This is a genomic window from Delftia sp. WSY_12 (genome assembly GCF_043104645.1).
Classification (GTDB): Bacteria; Pseudomonadota; Gammaproteobacteria; order Burkholderiales; family Burkholderiaceae_C; genus Comamonas; species Comamonas tsuruhatensis.
In genome coordinates, this window is the sequence record NZ_JBICKW010000035.1 from 1 (window position 1) to 19,620 (window position 19,620).

Here is a 19,620-nt window from a genome sequence, read left to right on the forward strand (position 1 = left end):
GACCCGGCAGGCGCCACCACCGGCTACCAATACGACGCCTGGGGACGCCTCACCCAGATCACCCAGGCCGACGGCAGCACCGAGCGCTACCACTACCCCGACCCCCAGGAAGCGCCGCTCACCTGCGACAGCCCCCGGCGCATCGAAGACGCCCAGGGCGGCAGCAAACAGCTGGCCTGGAGCGACGCGGGCCAACTGCTCAGCTACACCGACTGCTCGGGCCACAGCACGCACTACCACTACGACCGCTGGGGTGCGCTCATCGAAGTGGGCAACGCCCTGGGCCAGCGCCAACGCCACCAGCGCGACGGCCAGAGCCGCATCGTGGCCAGCGAACTGCCCAACGGCCAGATCGAGCGCTACCACTACGACAGCGCAGGCCACCTCACGCGCATCGAACCGGCCCAACCCCCGCTCACCCCTCTCATGGGGGGACAAAGCCCTGCTGCACCGGCCGCCGACCCCAGCATCCACCTGCGCTACGACCTCTGGGGCAGGCTGGTCCAGCGAACACATGGCGGCCTCACCCTGGGCTTCGAATACGACAGCGCTGGCCGCCTCACGCGTCTCGTCAACGAAAACGGTGCCCAAAGCCGCTTTGCCTGGGACGCGCTGGACAGGCTCGTGCAGGAAGAAGGGTTCGACCAGCGGCTGCAGCGCTACCGCTGGGATGCGGCAGGCCAGCTCATGGAAGCCACGGACGGCAACGCCGCACGGCAAAGCAGCAGCCACTACCGCTGGGACGAAGGCGGCAGATTGGTCGAACGTCAGCTGCCCGCCACGGCCCATGCGCCGGCCCAGACCCACCGCTACGAATGGGATGCGGCCGGACGCCTCATGGCCGCCAGCGTCTGGCAGCACACCGTCGAGAACACCGCAGAGAACACCGCAGAGAACACCATCCAACTGCAAAGCCGCATAGCACTGGAACGCGATGCCCTGGGCCGCATCACCGCAGAAGTGCAGCAGCTGTACCGGCCCGGCAAGCACGGCAACGGGGGCGGCGGCGCAGACCAGATCGAATACGAACACCGCATCGCCCACAGCCTGGATGCGCTGGGCGCACGCCAGCACAGCCAGCTGCAAGGCCTGGGAGAGATCGCCTGGCTCACCTACGGCTCAGGCCATGTGCACGGACTGCAGCTCAACGGCGCCGGCCTCATCGACTTCGAACGCGACAACCTGCACCGCGAAGTCCGCCGCAGCCTGCACCCACCCACCGCCGCAGCAGATGCACACAACCCCCTGCAGGTGCAACGCCAATGGGACAGCCTGGGCCGCCTCACGGCCCTGGGCACCACAGGCCTGCAGAGCATGGAAGGCCGTGATCACCTGGTCCAGCCCCTCATAGGCCAGATCCTCGGCCGTCGCTACCACTACGACAGCCTGGGCCAGCTCGTTGCCATTGAACAGGCCGGCGCCCCGGGCCAGGCCGCACAACTGCTGCGCTACGGTTACGACAGCGCCGGGCGCCTCAGAGCGGCCACCGACAGCCAGCAGCCCCAGACCACCACCCGCTGGCAGATCGACCCCGCAGGCAACCGCCTGCCCGCGTCCGGTGCGTCCGGCGCCCCCGGTCATGCCAGCCCTCAGGACAACTGGGCCGCCCAGGTCCACGCCCACTGGCGGCACACCGACTTCAACCTCATGGGCCTGGGCCACCTTGCAGGCCAGCGGCAAGGCCCCGTGCAGCGCTGGGAAGACAACCGCATCGGCTTCAGCGAAGACCGCGTCTGGCGCTACGACCCCTGCGGCAACCGCATCGCGCAAATGCAGGCAGACCACAGCCAGCAGCAACTGCACTACGACGGAGCCCACCAGCTCATCGCCGTGCGCAGCAGCCAGATCCAGGGCAACGCCGAGCAACTGCGCCACCACAGCCGCTACACCTACGACGCCCTGGGCAGGCGCCTGAAGCAGCAAGTGGAAAGCGCGGACTCCACAGAATCCACCCGCACCCACTACTACGGCTGGGACGGCGACCGCCTCATCCACACCGAGCGCCTGCAGCACGGCAGCGACACGCGCCACATAGAACACACCATCTACGAGCCCGGCAGCTTCACCCCCCTGGTGCGCCTGAGCACCACGGCCAGCGGCGACCCCCAAGACGAGCCCCACCTGCTGGTGCAAGCCATCGCCGCAGGCCTGCCCGACCCGGACGACCCCAACCACGCGCCGGCCCTGGCCCTGATGCAAACCATGCTCGACGCCATGCCGCGCGACATGCAGCAAGACGCGGCCCGCCACCTGCGCCACACCCTGGACCACGGCCTGCCGTCCGGCGCCCAGGCCATGCTGGGCGAACAGGCAGACAGCACCGCATGCCTGCTCACCGGCATGCAGACCCAACTGCAGAAACAGGAAAAAGAACAGCACGCCCTCATCGCCATCCACCACTACCACTGCGACCACCTGGGCACGCCCATGGCGCTGACGGACCAGACCGGCCAGGTGGCCTGGGCCGCAAAGCTGGATCCCTGGGGCAATGTGCTGCAGGAGTACAACCCGCAAGGCATCCACCAGGCGATCCGGCTGCCGGGGCAGCACCATGACAGGGAAACGGGGCTGTATTACAACCGGCATCGGTATTACGATCCGGTGGTGGGGAGTTATGTGAATCAGGATCCGATCGGGTTGATGGGGGGATTGAATATATATTCTTATACAGGTGGGGAGCCGATTAGCAGAATAGATACTTTAGGCCTTTCATTTTTTGCATCATTGCCTTCCTTGCCGCAAGGGGTCGTTGACTTTTCGGCAGGAATGGGTGATGGGATATTGAGTACTATGAGTTTTGGATTACTTAAAGGTCAATCTCTGCGTGACTCTTTGGGGGTGGATGGCGGAATTGACAAATGTACAGGTGCATACAAGTCAGGTGTTGTGACCGGCGCAGCGGCAACACTTGCCACTAACGCGGTAGGTGCAATTCCAAAAACACTTACACACTTCACAACTGAAGCGGGAGCAGCAGGTATCGCACAGTCGGGGATAAAATCCTCAAGTGCTGGATTATTTGGTGCTGGTAAATACGCATCCTCAGTGGGGGGATATCCAAGGAATCCTTTTGTGCCACCTGGTTCTGCCATACCGGTGGCTATTAATAAAACGACTGGTTATGTAAGAGCGGTGCCGGGAACATTTGTCCAACCAACCACGGGAGGAGCAACTCAGCTGGTCGCTATGAATGCTGGTTATGGGGCTGTTGCAAATCAAAATAATTTTACTTGTCAATGCAAATAACCATATGATCATAAAAATCTCAAAGAAAAAATACCAGATTGTTTTGATGTTAGGAAAAATATTGGGGATAATTTTCTTCTTTGCTGGCGTTGGAATGTCTATTGTTGCAGACAATAGATGGTTTTTTCTGATTGGGGTTCTTCTGGCGTGGATTTTAAATTATCCAATAATCAGGGGTGTATTGGCGGAGGAGGCAGATTAGTGGGGTATCAGGGTGAAGGATCCACTGAGATTTCTGAAAATCTCATCGTTTGACTTTGCGATATAACTCTTATTTAGTGCCGTGCAGCAAGACGCTGCCCGCCACTTGCCCCACACGCTGGACCTGCCGCCCGGCGCCCAAGCCACGCTGGGTGAACAGGCAGACAGCACCCACACGCCTGCTGGGCAGCATGCAGGCCCAGCTGCAGGAACAGGAAAAAGAACAGCACGGCCGCATCGCCATCCACCACTACCACTGCGACCATCTGGGCACACCCATGGCCCTGACGGACCAGAACGGCCAGGTGGCCTGGGCCGCGAAGCTGGACCCCTGGGGCAATGTGCTGCAGGAATACAACCCGCAGGGCATCCACCAGGCGATCCGGCTGCCGGGGCAGCACCATGACAGGGAGACGGGGCTGTATTACAACCGGCATCGGTATTACGATCCGGTGGTGGGGATTTATGTCAATCAGGATCCTATTGGGTTAAGCGGCGGCATGAATAAAAGTATCTATCCATTGATTTCATTACAAAAAATTGACCCATTAGGGTTATGGGCTTCCCAGAAAGGCGCATACGTGCATCAAAGAGCCGGTTATTTGGTTTTTGGCAAAGAGATAAGTCAATCACAATTGTCGGCCGTCGCAAGAGGTCATGTGTGGGCCGATAGCGCTGAGCACCAAACGCCGGAGTTTAGTCATATGCACGCGATGCGACGCCCCGGTCAGACCAAAGCAGGGGCATGTGCCGCCACAAATAAATTTATAAAAAATGAATCGCAGAAAGCGCTGAACGCCAAAAAATCTGGCGATATGGACTCAGCACTATTCCATTTCGGCGCGGCATTGCACACTATACAAGATGCGACGTTCCCATTTCACTCGGGTTTTCAACTGTGGACTGGACAAGAGAGTGCTGCGGAAATTCTTATTCATATAGGCAAGGAATCGATTGTCCCCAGTAAGGATAGCTCTCTATTTGAGAGTGCAAAGAAGGCGTGGGAAGCATTTAAATCCGGCGACATAAATGGATTCACCTGCCCCTGTAAATAAAATGAGGAATTACAGTTTCATAGCATGCACAGCATTTATGTGGCCCGCTACCTGCTGGGCATCAGGCGATATATCTGCCATCTATTTAATTTCAGTAGATACGCTGGTTTTTATATTCTCAATATATTGCGTAACAAAAATCAAATGTACGAAGAATAAAGTATATGCAATGGCATATATTTTCCTTCTATTTCTTTTTGAGAGCATTATTAATTTCAAAATACCTTTTATTGATAATAAATTTTCCATAATAACATCAACTTGTATTTTTGTTATAACAAGTGTTTGCATCATCATCCGTTTCAAGAAATAGTATATATACAAAATATACTATGGAAAGCTCCGTCTAAAATTGGTGATAAAAAAGCGCCACGGCGCACAGCACAAAGCAAGTTCAGTTAAATGCAGCCTAACTTCAAGGGCAGGAAAAGAATGGCAACGGCGCATCGCCATTCCCTGCCATCCCTGCGACCATCTGGGCACGCCAAACCCATCCTCGCTGCCAAAGCACAGCACAGGCCTCATCGTGAATTAAATTCACAGATGGTGTTCCAGCAGACCGTCTAGTCCCGCGCAGCCCTTGAATCCATGATCCCGCCATCGACAGACATCGGATTCCTTGCATGCGGCAACTTTTTCCATCGCTTTCCACGGCCTCGGGCGCGGCCCTTCTGGCGCTTGTGATTTCCACGCCAGCCATGGCGGATTCGACGGTGCCGGCGGGTTCGGCTGAAGCCTCCAACTGGGCTGCCACGTGGCAGGCCAGCCCGCAGCCAGTCTGGGGGGCGGACTTCCTCTTTCCTACCAACCTGCCCGCCGTTCTGCAGGACCAGACCGTGCGCCAGGTGGCGCGCATCAGCCTGGGCGGGCCGCGCCTGCGCATCGTGCTGACCAACGCCTATGGCGGCCAGCCTGTGACCGTGGGCAGGGCGACCGTGGCAAAGCCGTTGCCGGAGGGCGCCATTGACGCTGGCAGCCTGCAGGCCGTGACTTTTGGCGGCAGCGCGCAAGCCACCATTGCCGCAGGCGCATCCCTGGTCAGCGACCCTGTGGCCTTGCCTTTGGCGGCGCTGTCGCAGGTGGCCGTGAGCCTGTACCTGCCCGGTGCCACGCCTGTGCAGAGTTTTCACTGGGATGGGCGTCAGACCGGCTGGATCGTGGCGGGCGACCAGTCCGCGGCTGCGGCGCTGCGGACTTCGGACCCTGGCGCAATCAGCAGCACGGCCCGCCCGCTGTTGGCGGGCATAGAGGTCGAGGCAGAAGCTGCGGCGCCCGTGGTAGCGGTGATGGGCGACTCCATCACCGACGGCGCCACGGCCAGCCTGGACAGGGACAGCCGCTGGCCGGATTTCCTGGCCGCGCGCCTTGCGCCGCACGGCGCGGCGGTGGTCAATGCCGGCATCTCGGGGGCGCGCCTGCTGTCCGATGGCATGGGCGAGCATGCCCTGGCGCGGCTGGAGCGTGATGTGCTGGCCCAGCCCGGTCTGCGCAGCCTCATCGTGCTGCTGGGCATCAACGATATTTCCTGGCCCGGCACGGCCTTTGCGCCGCGGGCGCAGCGCCCCACGCTGCAGGACATGGCAGAGGGCTATCGCCAGCTGGTTGCCAGGGCGCGCAGCCACGGCCTGCGCGTGATCGGCGCCACCTTGCCGCCTTTCGAGGGCGCCTTGCCAGGCACGCCGCTGGACGACTACTACCAGGACGGCAAGGACGACCTGCGGCGGCAGGTGAATGCATGGATACGCCTGGGCGGCGCCTTCGATGCCGTCATCGACTTCGACGCCGTGCTGCGCGACAGCGCCCACCCGGCACGCATGGCGGCGCGCTTCGACTCGGGCGACCACCTGCATCCTGGCGACGAAGGCAACCGCGCCATGGCCAACGCGGTAGACCTGAACGCCATACTGCCCGGCCTGCCGCAGCGCTAGTGCGTCGCGGCGGCGGGGGCTGGCTTCCATATAAAATGCAAATGGTTCTCATTTGTCATACGTCCCCGGCGTGCCTGCGCCCTGGGGCACAGGGAGGGGTACTGTGGCCGCCGCCGAGTTTGCGCTTCAGCAACAAGTCGAAATTCTCTACACCGATCACCACGGCTGGTTGCGCGGCCTGCTGCGCCGCAAGCTGGGCAATGCCTTTGATGCGGCCGATCTGGCGCACGACGTCTACCTGCAGCTGCTGCGCACGGGCCGCGTTCCCCCGGCCGATGAGCGCCGCCGCCATCTCACCCAGATCGCCAATGGCCTGGTGATCGACCTGTACCGGCGCCGCCGCGTGGAGGCGGCCTACCTTGAAGCCCTGGCCCTGCTGCCCGAGCAGATGGCTCCTTCCGAGGAAGCCCGCGCCCTGGCGCTGGAGGCCCTGGTCGAGATCGATGCCGCACTGAACGGCCTGCCGCCCAAGGCGCGCAAGGCCCTGCTGCTGTGCAAGCTCGACGGCATGGCCTACCGAGATATCGCGGCCGAGCTGGGCGTGTCCGTGTCCTCGGTGGAGAAATACATCGCTGCCGGCCTGCTGGCCTGCTACCAGGCGCTGCACGGCGCCGTGTGCTGAGTGGCCGGCATGTCTTCATCTCCGGCATCGGCCGCGTCAGCCGCATCCACTGACGCCTGCGCAACTGCGTCCGCCAGCGAGCCGCTGGAGCCGGCCATCGTCCAGCGCGCCGCCGAATGGATGGCACGCCTGTGGGCTGACGACGCCAACGACGAAGACCGCGCCGCCTGCGCCCGCTGGCGTGCCGAGCATCCGCGGCACGAGCTGGCCTGGAGCCGGCTGCAGGCCTTTGACGACAAGCTGCGCAGCGTGCCCGGCGGCATTGCGCGGCATACGCTGGCGGACACCTCCGCTGCGTCGCCGGCGCCCCGGGGCCGCCGCCGTGCCATGCAGTTGCTGGGCCTCATGGCCACGGCCGGAGGCATTGCCCATGTGGTGCGCGGCACCGATGCATGGCAGGTTGCCGCCGCCAGCCATGGCACGGCGCGTGGTGAAGTCCGAGAGATCACGCTGCCGGATGGCACGCAGGTGGTGCTGGCTTCGGCCTCGGCCATCGACCTGCGCTTTGACGAGGCCGAGCGCCTGATCCTGCTGCGCGCCGGCGAAATCCTCGTCACCACCGCGCCCGATCCGCAAAGCACACCCCGCCCGCTGCGCGTGCGCTCGCGCCACGGCACGGTGCAGGCCCTGGGCACGCGCTTCACGCTGCGCCAGGAAGATGAGCAGTCCCGCGTGGCCGTGTTCGAGGGCGCGGTGGAGGTGCGTCCTGCCAGGGCGCCGGGCCAGGTGGTGCGCGTGGATGCGGGGCAGGGCGCCGTCTTCACTGGCGAGCAGGCCCGGGCTCCGGTGCCTGCGCAGGAAAGTGCCGCCGCCTGGGCGCGCGGCGTGCTGGTGGCCGACAACATGCCGCTGGGCGAGCTGGTGGCCGAGTTGGCGCGCTACCGCACAGGCCTGCTGCGCTGCGACCCGCAGGTGGCCGGCCTGCGCGTCACGGGCGTGTTCTCGTTGCGCGATACCGACCGCGCCCTGCACAACCTGGCGCTGGGCCTGCCCGTGCAGGTGGTCGCGCGCACGCGCTACTGGGTCACGGTGCAGGCGGCGGGCTGAGGCTTCTTTCATCGCGGCGCCTTCCCCGTTTCTCGGAACCCGTTACCGGCTGATTCAACTTTCTGCCCCTGGGTATTGAGGGTTTGGCGTTCTCGTTCGGAAGACAGGCAAGAGCCCTTGTTTTCTGTTCTTTTCTGATCCGCCATGCCTTCCAGGAGAACCCATGCACTCACCCGAGGCCGATGACGCCCAGGCCGGCCCCGGCCCCATTGCGCAGACGCTGCAGCCCATCCGCGCGCAGCTTGTTCTTGCCGCGCTGCTGTCGTTTGCGGGCGCCGTGCTGGCGCTGGCGCCGCTGGCCGGCATCGCCCATATCGCGCGGCTGGCGCTGGCCGATGGCGGCATGGTGGCGGCAGATGCCTGGCGCGTCATCGCGCTGTGCCTTGTCTGCCTGTTCGCGGGCATGGCCCTGGTGTCGGCGGGCGAGCTGGTCGCCCATCTGGCCGACAACCGCCTCACCCACGGGCTGCGCCTATCGGCCATGCAGCGGCTGGCGCGTGTGCCGCTGGGCTGGTTCACCGAGCGGGCCTCGGGCCAGGTCAAGCAGGCCATGCAGGACGACGTGGCCACCCTGCACGAGCTGACCGCGCACTTCTACACCACGGTGGGGCGCGGCGCGGGCACGGTGGCCGCTTCTGCGGTCTACCTGGTGGCCATGGACTGGCGCATGGCCCTGGTCTCGGCGCTGCCGTTCGGCATCTTCTTTCTGGTGATGCGCCATGCCATGCAGGCCAGCGGCGCCCACATGCCGGCCTTTGGCGCGGGACTGGCGCGCATCAACAACGCGGTGGTGGAGTTCGTGCACGGCATTCCCGTGGTCAAGGCCTTTGGCGCCAGCGGCCGAGCCCATGGCAGCTACCGCGAGGCCGTCGATGGCTTTACCGATGCCTTCCTCGGCTTTGCGCGTCCGCTGGTGTCGGCGCGCGCCAATGCCAATGCGCTGATCGCGTCCGTAGCCGTGCTGGGGGTGGTGCTGGCCTTTGGCACGCTGTTCACGGCCCTGGGCTGGATGGCGCCCGTGGACGTGCTGCCCTTTGCCCTGGTGGCGCCGGGCATCAGCGCGCCGCTGCAACTGCTCAGCTTCAACCTGCATGCGCTCAACCACGCCACGGGCGCTGCCCAGCGCGTGCAGGCGCTGCTGCGCACGCCCGTGCTGGAGCAACCGGCCGCCGATCAATACAGGCTGCCCCAAGGCTGCGAAGTCCGCTTCGAAGGCGTGGGCCATGCCTACGAGGCGGGGCATGACGTGCTCAAGGGCATGGATTTCACGCTCAGGCCCGGCACGGTGACCGCCGTGGTGGGGGGCTCGGGCGCGGGCAAGTCCACGCTCGCCCGGCTGCTGCTGCGCTTCTTCGACCCGAACGAAGGGCGCATCACGCTGGGCGGGGTGGACCTGCGGCAGATCGAGACCCGGCAGCTGTACCGCCACCTGGCCTTTGTGCTGCAGGACGTGCGCCTGGTGCATGCCAGCGTGCGCGAGAACATCGCACTGGGCCGGCCCTCGGCCAGCGCGCAGGAGGTGGAAGAGGCGGCGCGCGCCGCCCACATCCATGAACGCATCCTGGCGCTGCCGCGCGGCTATGACTCGGTGATCGGCGAAGACGCCCAGCTGTCCGGCGGCGAACAGCAGCGCCTGAGCATTGCGCGCGCCGTGCTGCTGGATGCGCCCGTGCTGGTGCTGGACGAGCCCACGGCCGCTGCCGATGCCGAGAGCGAGGCCGCCATTCAGGAAGCCCTGTCGCGCCTGGCCGCCGGACGCACCATGCTGGTCATTGCCCACCGGTTGGACACCGTCATGCATGCGGACCAGATCCTTGTGGTGGAAGGCGGAGCCATCCGCGAGCGCGGCCGCCATGCCGAGCTGCTGGCGCTGGGCGGACGCTACGCACGGCTGTGGGCGCTGGGCGGGTACGAATCACAGCCCTCCCAATCCCTGCCTTCCACCCCCGCCCTGGCCCCGGAGCTGCCCCCATGCTGAAGACCCTGATGCAACTGCTGGGCGACGACGCCCGGCTTTTCCGCCGCTATGCCTGCATGGCCGTGCTGCATGGCCTGCTCAGCGGCCTGGTCGTCACGGCCCTGGTGCCCGTGCTGTCGCGCCTGCTGGCAGGCGATACGCGCGGCGCCGCAGCCTGGCTGGCCGTGCTGCTGGCGGGCGTGGTGTTGTGCTGGGCCTGGCAGCGCCAGGTGGAAAAGGCCGGCCTGGGCCTGGGCGCCGCCGTGCTGCGCGTGGCGCGTCACCGGCTGGGTGACCATGTGGCCCGCCTGCCCGTGGGATGGTTCACCCCCGAGAACACGGCCCGGCTCAACCACGTTGTCTCGCAGGGAATGATGGAGGTGGCCCAGCTGCCGGCCCATGTGTTCACGCCCGTGTTCAGCGGCGCCGTGGCGCCCGTTGCCGTGGTGGCCGCGCTGTGTGCCATGGACTGGCGCATGGGCCTGATTGCACTGCTGGCGCTGCCGCTGCTGGCAGGCGTGCTGCTGGTCACCGCGCACCTGGGCCGCCGTGCAGACGAACGCCTGCAGCGCAGCATGGCCGGCGCCAGCCAGCGCATGGTGGAGTTTGCGCAGGCGCAGTCCGTGCTGCGCGCCTTCAATGGCGAAGGCGGCGGCACGCGCTGGCTGGAGCAGGCACTGGGCCGGCAGCGCGCATCCGGCGCGCAGTCCATTCGCCTGGCGGCGCTGTCGGGCGTGCTCAACGGCTGGGCCGTGCAGGCCGTGTTTGCGGCCCTGCTGGTGGCCGGCGCGCTGTGGCTGGACGAGCGCCTGGGCGGCGTTGCAGCACAGGGCATGGGAATGGAAGCCGCCATCCCCGTGATCGTGGCCCTGCTGCTGGCCTGCCGCCATGTCGATCCGCTGCTGGAGGTGGCCGGCTACGCCGACTCGCTGCGCGCCGCGCGCGTGCAGCTCGATGCCGTGCGCGACATCCTCGCGGTCCAGCCGCTGCCCGAGCCTGCCGTGCCCCAGGCGCCGCGCGATGCCTCGGTGGAGCTGCGCGATGTGGTGTTCCGCTACGGGCCGGGCCAGCCCGAGGTGCTGCGCGGCCTGAGCCTGCGCGTTGAGCCGGGCTCGATGACGGCGCTGGTGGGGGCCTCGGGCTCTGGCAAGTCGTCCGTGCTGCGGCTGATCGCACGCTTTTTCGATGTGCAGCAGGGCAGCGTTCTGGTGGGCGGCATCGACGTGCGCCAGATCGCGGGCGAGCGGCTGGCCGGGCAGATCAGCCAGATCTTCCAGGACAGCTACCTTTTCCAGGGCTCCATTGCCGACAACATCCGCATGGGCCGCCCGCAGGCCAGCGATGCCGAGGTGATGGAAGCCGCCCGCCAGGCCGGCGTGGCCGAAATCATCGAGCGCCTGCCGCAGGGCCTGGACACGCCGGTGGGCGAGGGCGGGGCGCGCCTGTCGGGCGGCGAGCGCCAGCGCATCGCCATCGCGCGTGCGCTCATCAAGGATGCGCCCATTTTGCTGATCGATGAGGCCACGGCCGCGCTGGATGCCGAAAACCAGGCGGCCATCGCCCAGGCGCTGGCGCGGCTGCGCGGCCGGCGCACGCTGATCGTGATTGCCCACCAGTTGTCCACCGTGGCCATGGCCGACCAGATCATCGTGCTGGACCAGGGCCGCGTCAGCGAGCAGGGCACGCCGCAGCAGCTGGCACAGGCGCAAGGCCTGTATGCGCGCTTTCTGGCGCGGCGGCGCGCCGCCAAGGGCTGGCGCATTGCGGGAACGCGCACGGTAGCGGGCACGGGCACGGGCACGGGTGAGGACCTCCGTTGAGCGAGCCTGCGAAGCCAACGACAGGGACGCAGGTCCCGCGCCTGGCGCCGTGGCTGCTGCCGTTTGCCGCGCTGTGCTGCGCCTCCGTGCTCACCGGCGCGCGGCAGGTGGAATGGGGGCAGCTGCTGTCGCTGTCGGGCGATGCCTGGCTCACCCTCACGGCCAGCCGCCTGCCGCGCCTGGCAGCGCTGGTGCTCACGGGCGTGGGGCTGTCGGTGTGCGGCGTCGTGCTGCAGCAGATCGTGCAGAACCGATTTGTGGAGCCTGCCACCTGTGGGGGGCTGGATGCGGCCAAGCTGGGCATTCTGGTGTCGCTGACGGTGGCGCCCGCCTCGGCCTTCACCTCGGGCGCGTGGGGCGTGGCCTGGCGCATGGTGTTCGCGCTGGTGTTCTGCCTGGGCGCCAGCCTGCTGTACGTGGCCATCATCCGCCGCATGCGCCTGCGCAACCTGGTGCTGGTGCCCGTGGTCGGCCTGATGTACGGCAGCGTGCTCAGCGCCATCGCCGAGTTCCATGCCTTCCGCCACAACCTGCTGCAAAGCATGCAGGGCTGGCTGCTGGGCGACTTCTCGCGCGTCGTGCAGGGCCACTACGAGATCATCTACCTCATCGTGCCCATCGTGGCGCTCACCTATGCGTTTGCGCACCGCTTCACCGTGCTGGGCATGGGCGAGGGCATGGCCACCAGCCTGGGGCTGAGCTATCCGGCGCTGGCCACGCTGGGCCTGGTGCTGGTGGCGGTCACCGTCTCGGCCACGGTCATCACTGTGGGCGCCATTCCCTTCGTGGGCCTGGTCATTCCCAACCTGGTAGCCATGCGCTGCGGCGAGAACCTGGGCCGCACACTGCCCATCGTCGCGCTCAGCGGCGCCTCGCTGCTGCTGGCCTGCGACATCGTGGGCCGGCTGATCATGCACCCCTTCGAGGTGCCGATCGGCCTGACGGCGGGTAGCGTGGGCGGCGTGCTCTTCCTCGTGCTCATCCTGCGCAGAAGGCCGTGATGCGCAAGGCCTTGCCTCACACCACCGCGTGGATTGCGGCTGCCGTGGTTGCCGTGGTTGTCGTCGCGCTGGCGGCCTGCTTCTTGCTGCTGGGCTCGGGGCTGGACTTCGGCTATGTCATTGCACGGCGGCTGACGCGGCTGTCGGCCATCGTCATCGGCGGCATCTGCATTGCGCTGTCGTCCATCGTCTTCCAGACGCTTGCGGGCAACCGCATCCTCACCCCCGCCATCATGGGTTATGAGGCGGTCTACCTGCTGCTGCAGGCGCTGCTGGTGCTGGCCATGGGCGTGCAAAGCCTGGTGGTGCTGGGCCCCAGCGGCAACTTCTGGCTGTCGGTGGCCTGCATGCTGGGCTACTCCTGGGCCCTGCACCGCTGGCTGCTGGGCGGGGGCCGCGACAACGTGTACTTCCTGCTGCTGCTGGGCCTGGTGCTGGGCATGGTGATAGGCACCTTCACGCAGTTCGTGCAGCTGCGCATCAGCCCGGGCGAATTCTCGGTGCTGCAGGGCTACAGCTACACCTCGTTCAACCGCGCCCGGCCCGCGCAGCTGCTGTGGTCGGCGCTGATCGTGGCCGTGGCCTGCGTGATCGTGCGGCGCAGCCTGCCCGTGCTGGACGTGCTGGCCCTGGGGCGCGAGCAGGCCATCTCGCTGGGCGTGCACTACCAGCGCCAGCTGCGCCTGCAGCTGGCGCTGATTGCCGCGCTGGTGGCGGTGTCCACCAGCCTGCTGGGGCCCACGGCCTTCATGGGCATCTTCGTGGCCCACATCAGCTATGCGCTGGCGGGCACGGCGCGCCACCGGGTCACGCTGCCGCTGGGCTGTGCCGTGGCCGTGTCCATCTTCATCGCGGCGCAACTGGCGGTGGAGCATGTCTTCAACTACCGCACCTCGGTGGGCATCCTCGTCAACCTGGTATGCGGCAGCTACTTCCTTGCACTCATGGTGCGCGGGCGCGGCCGGGCCTGAGCCGGCCCCCGGCCTCCCAAAAACACCCAACGCAATGCATCCCATTTTTCAGGAGAGAAAGCCCGTGACCCGTCTGTTCCGCGTTCCCCATCACGCTCCCATGTTGGCCCTGGCCGCTGCCCTGGCCCTGTCGGCCTGCGACCGGCCCGCCAACCCGTCGGCACAGGCCGCAGCGCCGCAGGCGGCGGCCGGCGAGTTCACGCCCGTCACGGTGCAGCACCAGCTGGGCACCACGGTGGTGGAGCGCCCGCCGCAGCGCGTGGCCGCGCTGGACATGAACGAGGCCGACTTCCTCGACCAGCTCGGGGTGCCCATTGCTGGCATGCCCAAGGACTTCGTGCCCCACTTCCTGGCCCGGTACAAGGACGATGCCAGCGTGCAGGACCTGGGCTCCATCGTCCAGCCCAACCTGGAGCGCGTGCACGCGCTCAAGCCCGACCTGGTGCTGATCTCGCCCATCCAGGCCAGCGCCTACCAGGAGCTTTCGGGCTTTGCGCCCACCGTGCATTTCGACGTGGACTTCAGGAACAGCGGCACCCGGCACCTGGACACCGTGCGCGATCACCTGCTGACCCTGGGCCGCATCTTCGGCAAGCAGGACCTGGCGCGCGCCAAGGCCGCCGAGATGGACGACAAGGTGGCCCAGGCCCGGCGCGCCACCGAAGGGCGCAAGGAGACGGCCCTCATCGTCATGCACAACAACGGCGCCTTCACCTCGTTCGGGCCGCAGTCGCGCTACGGCTTTGTCTTCAACGCGCTGGGCGTCAGGCCCGCCAGCACGGCGGCCGAGGCCGACCTGCACGGCCAGCCCATCTCCAGCGAATTCATCCAGCAGGCCAACCCGGACATCCTCTATGTGATCGACCGCACGGCCATCATGCAGCGCCGCCCCGGCATGGACGCCGCAGGCATGGACAACCCGCTGCTGCGCCAGACCAGCGCCTGGAAGAACAACCGCGTGGTCTTCGTCGATTCCGAGGCCTGGTACGTCACGGCGGCCAGCGTGACCTCGGTGAAGCTCATGGTCGATGACGTGCTCAAGGGCTACGGCGATGCGCCGGCAGCGGGCGCGGGCCCGGTGGCCGCTGCGGTTGCAAATTGATCGCATTCTCGATTGAGGGTTTGGCTTTCTCGTTCGGAAGACAAGGTGAAACACCCAACGCCTACCCGAATCGAAAGGAGTCCCGCATGGCACTACGCCATCCATCCCGCCCCGCGCACAACGGCGCATCGCGCCCCCTGCCGCACCCGGCCTTTGCCTGCAGGCACACGGCCATCGCCGTGCACATGCTCTGCATGGCGGGCCTGGCACTGGGGGGCCTGGCCGTGGCCATGCCGTCCGCGCTGGCGCAGGCGGCTGCCCAGGGGGCCGCATCTGGAGCCGCCTCCGGGGCGGCACCCGGCGAGGCCCGCCGCGCCTTCAGCATCCCGGCCGGCCCGCTGGGCCAGGCGCTCAACGCCTTTGCCGCAGCGGCCGGCGTGGAGCTGACGGTGGATTCCAGCCTGCTGCAAGGCCGCAGCAGCGCAGGCCTGTCGGGCAGCTACAGCGTGGCCGAAGGCTTTGCCGAGCTGCTGCGCGGCCAGGGCCTGCGCGCCCTGCGCGAAGCCAACGGCAGCTACACCCTGGGCCGCGACCGCAACGCGGCAGCGCCCGTGGACGGCGGCGTGCTCATGCCTGCCGTCACCGTGCGCGCACAGGCTCAGCAGGCGCCGGAAGCCTATGCCGGCGGCCAGGTCTCCACGGGCGGCCGCATGGGCCTGCTGGGCGACAAGGACTTCATGGAGACGCCCTTCAACACCATCAGCTATACCGAGAAATTCATCGCCGACCGCCAGGCCCGCGACATCACCGACGTGATCTCCGCCGCCGACCCTACCGTGTTCAGCACGGGCATGACCGGCATCATCAGCGAGAACTACTCCATTCGCGGCTTCAGCTCCAGCATCGGCGATGTGACCTTTGGCGGGCTGTTCGGCGTGGCGCCGTTCTACCGCGCATCGCCAGAAATGTTCGAGCGCGTGGACGTGCTCAAGGGCCCCTCGGCCCTGCTCAACGGCATGCCGCCCGGCGGCTCGGTGGGCGGCACGGTCAACCTCGTACCCAAGCGCGCGGGCGACGAGCCGCTGACGCGGCTGACCACCTCCTTCATGTCGGATGCGCAGCTGGGCGCCCACATCGACCTGGGCCGGCGGTTCGGCGAGCGCAAGCAGTTCGGCATCCGCTTCAACGGCGTGCTGCGCGACGGCGACGGCGCCGTGAACCATCAGGAAAAAGAGACCCGGCTGGCCTCGCTGGGCCTGGACTGGCGCGGCGATCGTGCCCGCCTGTCGGCCGACCTGTACAGCAGCGAGGACCGCACCGACGGCCTGAACCGCGGCATCAACCTGGCCGCAGGCCTGCCCGTGCCCAGGCCGCCCAAGGCCGACACCCTGCTCAACCCCAGCTGGGCCTTCTACGACACCAAGGACAAGGGCGCCATGGTGCGCGGCGAACTCGACCTGGGCGACCGCGTCACGGCCTATGCCGCCGTGGGCACCAGCAAGACCCGGTACCGCTCCACGGGCGCCTATCTGATCCAGGTCTTCAACACGGCCGGCGACTACCGCACCAACCTGGCCGACCTGGGCTTCGAGATGGACAAGAAGTCGGCCGAGGCCGGCCTCAAGGGCAAGTTCAACACGGCCGGCGTGGGCCACCAGTGGGCGCTCAACGCCACCTACTACACGCATACCGACAAGCAGTTCGGCCGCCGCAACGTGCTGGCCCAGGACTGGATCACCAACATCTACCACCCCATCTGGGGCCCGGCCACCAGCTTCAACGCGCCCCCGATCTCGCGCACCGAACTGCGGCTGACCAGCATCGGCGTGGCCGACACCCTGTCCTTCGCGCAGGACCGCGTGCAGCTCACCCTGGGCCTGCGCCGCCAGCAGGTGCTCAGCGACACCTTCAACGTGGCCACGGGCGCGCGCACCGCGCGCTATGACGAAGGCGCCACCACGCCGGCCGCCGCGCTGCTGGTGAAGGCCAGCGAGCGTGTCTCGGTCTACGCCAACTACATCGAAGGCCTGAGCCAGGGCGCCACCGCACCCATGACGGCGGCCAACGCGGGCGAAGTGTTCGCGCCCTACAAGTCCCGGCAAAAGGAGCTGGGCCTGAAGCTGGACCTGGGCGACTTCGCCCACACCTTCAGCCTCTATGAGATCCAGCGGCCCAACGGCTACACCGATCCCGTCTCCAACGTCTTCTCCTTCGGCGGCGAGCAGCGCAACCGGGGCGTGGAATGGGGCTTCTTCGGCAACGTGGCCACGGGCGTGCGCCTGATGGGCGGCATTGCCTACGTACAGCCCAAGCTCACCCGCACGGCAGGCGGCGTGAACCAGGGCAAGCTGGCGGCGGGTGTGCCCAGGCTGCAGGGCAAGCTGGGCGTGGAGTGGGACCTGCCCGCCGTGCAGGGCCTGACGCTGACGGCCAACGCCACCACGGCTTCCAGGCAGTACATCAATGCCGACAACTCGCTGTCCGTGCCGGGCCGCACCGTGTTCGACATCGGCGCGCGCTACGTGACCACGGCGGCCGGCCATCCGCTCACGCTGCGCGGCAGCATCACCAACGTGGCCAACAAGGCCTACTGGGCCACGCCGCTGTGGACCAGCCTCGGGCTGGGCGCACCGCGCACCTTCATGCTGTCGGCCACGGTTGATTTCTGAGCGATGACAGGGCGGCTTGCCTTCCATCAAGCCGCACCGAGCCTGCGCTGCCGCCCTGCGGGCTATAAACTAGCCCGGTCGGGCGGCAAAGCATGCCAGCCCCCTTGCCCTCCCGCCGTATACCAGGATGACAGACGCCTATGGACAGCCGCAATGACAGCATGGACCTGAGCGACGACAGCGTTTTCGAGAGCGCTGCGGAGTTGTTCCGTGCCATGGCGGCGCCCGTGCGCCTGAAGATCATCAGCGTGTTGTGCAATGGCGAGAAGAACGTGACCGAGCTGCTCGCCAGCATCGCCACCACGCAGCCCAATATGTCCCAGCACCTGAACACGCTGTACCAGGCCGGCGTGCTGGGCCGGCGCCGCGAAGGCGTCAGCATCTACTACTTCATCGCCAACGAGCAGGCTGCGCAGATGTGCTGCGCCATCTGCACCCAGGTCGCCATCGAGCAGGGCTGAGTGCCGCAGCCTGGCAGGGGCGACTCGGCTAGGATGCCATCCATGCCGCCCACACCCACCCTGGTCCAGCCCCTGCCGCTCGATGCCGACGGCATCCTCGCGCTGGCAGCGCGCTCCATGTTCCAGCTGTTCTCCACCATGAGCCAGGGCATGTTCCTGGCCGACAGGGCGGGGCGCATCGTCTGGGTCAACGAGGGCTACCAGCGCTTCCTGCCCGACCTGGGCGTGGCCTCGGTAGATGAGTTCCTGGGCCACATGGTCGAGGACGTCATCCCCAACACCCGCATGCGCCGCGTGCTGGAAACCGGCGAGCCCGTGCTCATCGACCTGCTCACCAACCGCGCCGGCACCTTCGTGGTCAGCCGCATCCCGCTCAAGGACGATGCGGGCGCGGTCATCGGCGCCATCGGCATCGTGCTGTTCGACCAGCCGGAGACCACGCTGCAGCCCCTGATCAGCAAGTTCGCCGTTCTGCAACGCGACCTGGACGAGGCCCGGCGCGAGCTGGCCGCCCAGCGCAACCGCAGCCTGCGCGTGGCCGTGCAGGGCGAGCGCCGCGCCAAGTACAGCTTTGCCAGCTTTGTAGGCAGCAGCCCGGCCGCCGTGGAGGTCAAGCGCCAGGCGCGCCGCGCGGCCCAGTCGCTCAGCCCCGTGCTGCTGCTGGGCGAGACCGGCACAGGCAAGGAGCTGCTGGCCCATGCCATCCACGCCGCATCGGCCCGCAGCGGCGGCCCCTTCGTCACCGTCAACATCGCCGCCGTGCCGGACGCCTTGCTGGAGGCCGAATTCTTCGGCGTCACCCCCGGCGCCTTCACCGGCGCCGACCGCAAGCCGCGCGACGGCAAATTCAGGCTGGCCGACGGCGGCACGCTGTTCCTCGACGAAATCGGCGACATGCCCCTGAACCTGCAGGCCAAGCTGCTGCGCGCGCTGCAGGAAGGCGAGATCGAACCGCTGGGCTCCAACCAGCTCGTGCGCTTTGACGTGCGCGTGGTCGCCGCCACCTCGCGCGACCTGCCGCAGATGGTGCGCGATGGCCGCTTCAGGGAAGACCTCTTCTACCGCCTGCATGTGCTGCCCATCCGCGTGCCCCCGCTGCGCGAACGCAGGCGCGACATCCCGGCCCTGGTCGAAGTCCTCTCCGAAGAACTGGCCCTGCGCAACGACATGCCCCCGCCCGAACTGCTGCCCGACGCCCTGGCCCTGCTGGCCGGTCAGACCTGGCGCGGCAACATCCGCGAGTTGCGCAACGTGCTGGAGCAGGCCGCCATGCGCAGCGAAGACACCGCCATCAACGCAGAGCAACTTCGCGAAGTGCTGCGCTCATCCGGCGTGGAACCTGCCGCCCCCGCGCCGGGCCCCGAGACTGCGCCCGCCCCGTCCCCTGCCCACAACAGCCCCGCCGACACCGACCTGCTGCGCCCCCTGGCCCAGCAGGTGGCCGAGCTGGAACGCAAGGCCATCACCGCCACCCTGGCCGCCAACAGCGGCAACAAACTGGCCACGGCGCGCCAGCTGGGCATCTCGCGGGCCACGCTGTATGACCGCATGGCGGTGCTGGAGCTGGGGGGCTGAGTCACCCGCCATCTGCAGGCCGTAC

General features: G+C 66.7%; 13 protein-coding genes and 1 pseudogene. All 14 read left to right on the forward strand.

The window, feature by feature from the left end; translation table 11 throughout:
- Window positions 1–3,246 (forward strand): RHS repeat-associated core domain-containing protein (locus ACF8LI_RS21260; RefSeq protein WP_392429812.1); only part of this gene is annotated, 3,246 nt, incomplete at its 5' end.
- 4 nt (window positions 3,247–3,250) lie between these two features.
- Window positions 3,251–3,448 carry a hypothetical protein gene (locus ACF8LI_RS21265; RefSeq protein WP_047218304.1) on the forward strand — a complete coding sequence of 66 codons (198 nt, stop codon included), beginning with the start codon at window positions 3,251–3,253 and terminating at the stop codon, window positions 3,446–3,448.
- An 81-nt stretch (window positions 3,449–3,529) separates the two neighbouring features.
- Window positions 3,530–4,004 (forward strand): annotated as a pseudogene (locus ACF8LI_RS21270) (RHS domain-containing protein); the annotation flags it as partial.
- 1,121 nt (window positions 4,005–5,125) lie between these two features.
- A complete protein-coding gene (locus tag ACF8LI_RS21275) occupies window positions 5,126–6,430 on the forward strand; it encodes an SGNH/GDSL hydrolase family protein (RefSeq protein ID WP_392414018.1) in 1,305 nt (434 codons plus the stop codon).
- 103 nt (window positions 6,431–6,533) lie between these two features.
- Window positions 6,534–7,052, forward strand: coding sequence for a sigma-70 family RNA polymerase sigma factor (locus ACF8LI_RS21280; protein WP_016449637.1), 519 nt, complete (start codon window positions 6,534–6,536; stop codon window positions 7,050–7,052).
- A 9-nt stretch (window positions 7,053–7,061) separates the two neighbouring features.
- Entirely contained in the window at window positions 7,062–8,099 is a 1,038-nt protein-coding gene (locus tag ACF8LI_RS21285) for a FecR domain-containing protein (RefSeq protein WP_392414019.1), read from the forward strand.
- A gap of 163 nt (window positions 8,100–8,262) precedes the next feature.
- Entirely contained in the window at window positions 8,263–10,077 is a 1,815-nt protein-coding gene (locus ACF8LI_RS21290; RefSeq protein ID WP_392414020.1) for an ABC transporter ATP-binding protein, read from the forward strand.
- A complete protein-coding gene (locus ACF8LI_RS21295; RefSeq protein WP_392414021.1) occupies window positions 10,071–11,876 on the forward strand; it encodes an ABC transporter ATP-binding protein in 1,806 nt (601 codons plus the stop codon). The genes ACF8LI_RS21290 and ACF8LI_RS21295 overlap by 7 nt, the downstream gene beginning before the upstream one ends.
- Window positions 11,873–12,877, forward strand: coding sequence for an ABC transporter permease (locus ACF8LI_RS21300; protein WP_392414022.1), 1,005 nt, complete (start codon window positions 11,873–11,875; stop codon window positions 12,875–12,877). Before ACF8LI_RS21295 ends, ACF8LI_RS21300 begins: the two co-directional genes overlap by 4 nt.
- On the forward strand, window positions 12,877–13,848 hold the full coding sequence (locus ACF8LI_RS21305) for an iron chelate uptake ABC transporter family permease subunit (protein WP_392414023.1): 972 nt from the start codon (window positions 12,877–12,879) through the stop codon (window positions 13,846–13,848). Before ACF8LI_RS21300 ends, ACF8LI_RS21305 begins: the two co-directional genes overlap by 1 nt.
- Window positions 13,849–13,912: 64 nt before the next feature.
- Window positions 13,913–14,950: a siderophore ABC transporter substrate-binding protein gene (locus tag ACF8LI_RS21310; RefSeq protein WP_392414024.1), complete on the forward strand. Its 1,038-nt coding sequence runs from the start codon at window positions 13,913–13,915 to the stop codon at window positions 14,948–14,950.
- Window positions 14,951–15,036: 86 nt separating this feature from the next.
- The gene (locus tag ACF8LI_RS21315; RefSeq protein ID WP_277849673.1) at window positions 15,037–17,559 is read left to right on the forward strand and encodes a TonB-dependent receptor; all 2,523 of its coding nucleotides are present in this window, start codon (window positions 15,037–15,039) and stop codon (window positions 17,557–17,559) included.
- Between the two features lie 140 nt (window positions 17,560–17,699).
- Window positions 17,700–18,020: a metalloregulator ArsR/SmtB family transcription factor gene (locus tag ACF8LI_RS21320; RefSeq protein ID WP_016449629.1), complete on the forward strand. Its 321-nt coding sequence runs from the start codon at window positions 17,700–17,702 to the stop codon at window positions 18,018–18,020.
- Window positions 18,021–18,062: 42 nt separating this feature from the next.
- Entirely contained in the window at window positions 18,063–19,595 is a 1,533-nt protein-coding gene (locus ACF8LI_RS21325) for a sigma-54-dependent Fis family transcriptional regulator (RefSeq protein WP_061289062.1), read from the forward strand.
- Window positions 19,596–19,620: the final 25 nt, after the last annotated feature.

Excerpts from the sequence above, each read along its gene's own strand:
- ACF8LI_RS21265 (WP_047218304.1), top strand. The coding sequence starts at position 3,251 with ATGATCATAAAAATCTCAAAGAAAAAATACCAGATTGTTTTGATGTTA.
- ACF8LI_RS21275 (WP_392414018.1), top strand. The coding sequence starts at position 5,126 with ATGCGGCAACTTTTTCCATCGCTTTCCACGGCCTCGGGCGCGGCCCTT.
- ACF8LI_RS21285 (WP_392414019.1), top strand. The coding sequence starts at position 7,062 with ATGTCTTCATCTCCGGCATCGGCCGCGTCAGCCGCATCCACTGACGCC.
- ACF8LI_RS21290 (WP_392414020.1), top strand. The coding sequence starts at position 8,263 with ATGCACTCACCCGAGGCCGATGACGCCCAGGCCGGCCCCGGCCCCATT.
- ACF8LI_RS21295 (WP_392414021.1), top strand. The coding sequence starts at position 10,071 with ATGCTGAAGACCCTGATGCAACTGCTGGGCGACGACGCCCGGCTTTTC.
- ACF8LI_RS21305 (WP_392414023.1), top strand. The coding sequence starts at position 12,877 with ATGCGCAAGGCCTTGCCTCACACCACCGCGTGGATTGCGGCTGCCGTG.
- ACF8LI_RS21315 (WP_277849673.1), top strand. The coding sequence starts at position 15,037 with ATGGCACTACGCCATCCATCCCGCCCCGCGCACAACGGCGCATCGCGC.
- ACF8LI_RS21320 (WP_016449629.1), top strand. The coding sequence starts at position 17,700 with ATGGACAGCCGCAATGACAGCATGGACCTGAGCGACGACAGCGTTTTC.
- ACF8LI_RS21325 (WP_061289062.1), top strand. The coding sequence starts at position 18,063 with ATGCCGCCCACACCCACCCTGGTCCAGCCCCTGCCGCTCGATGCCGAC.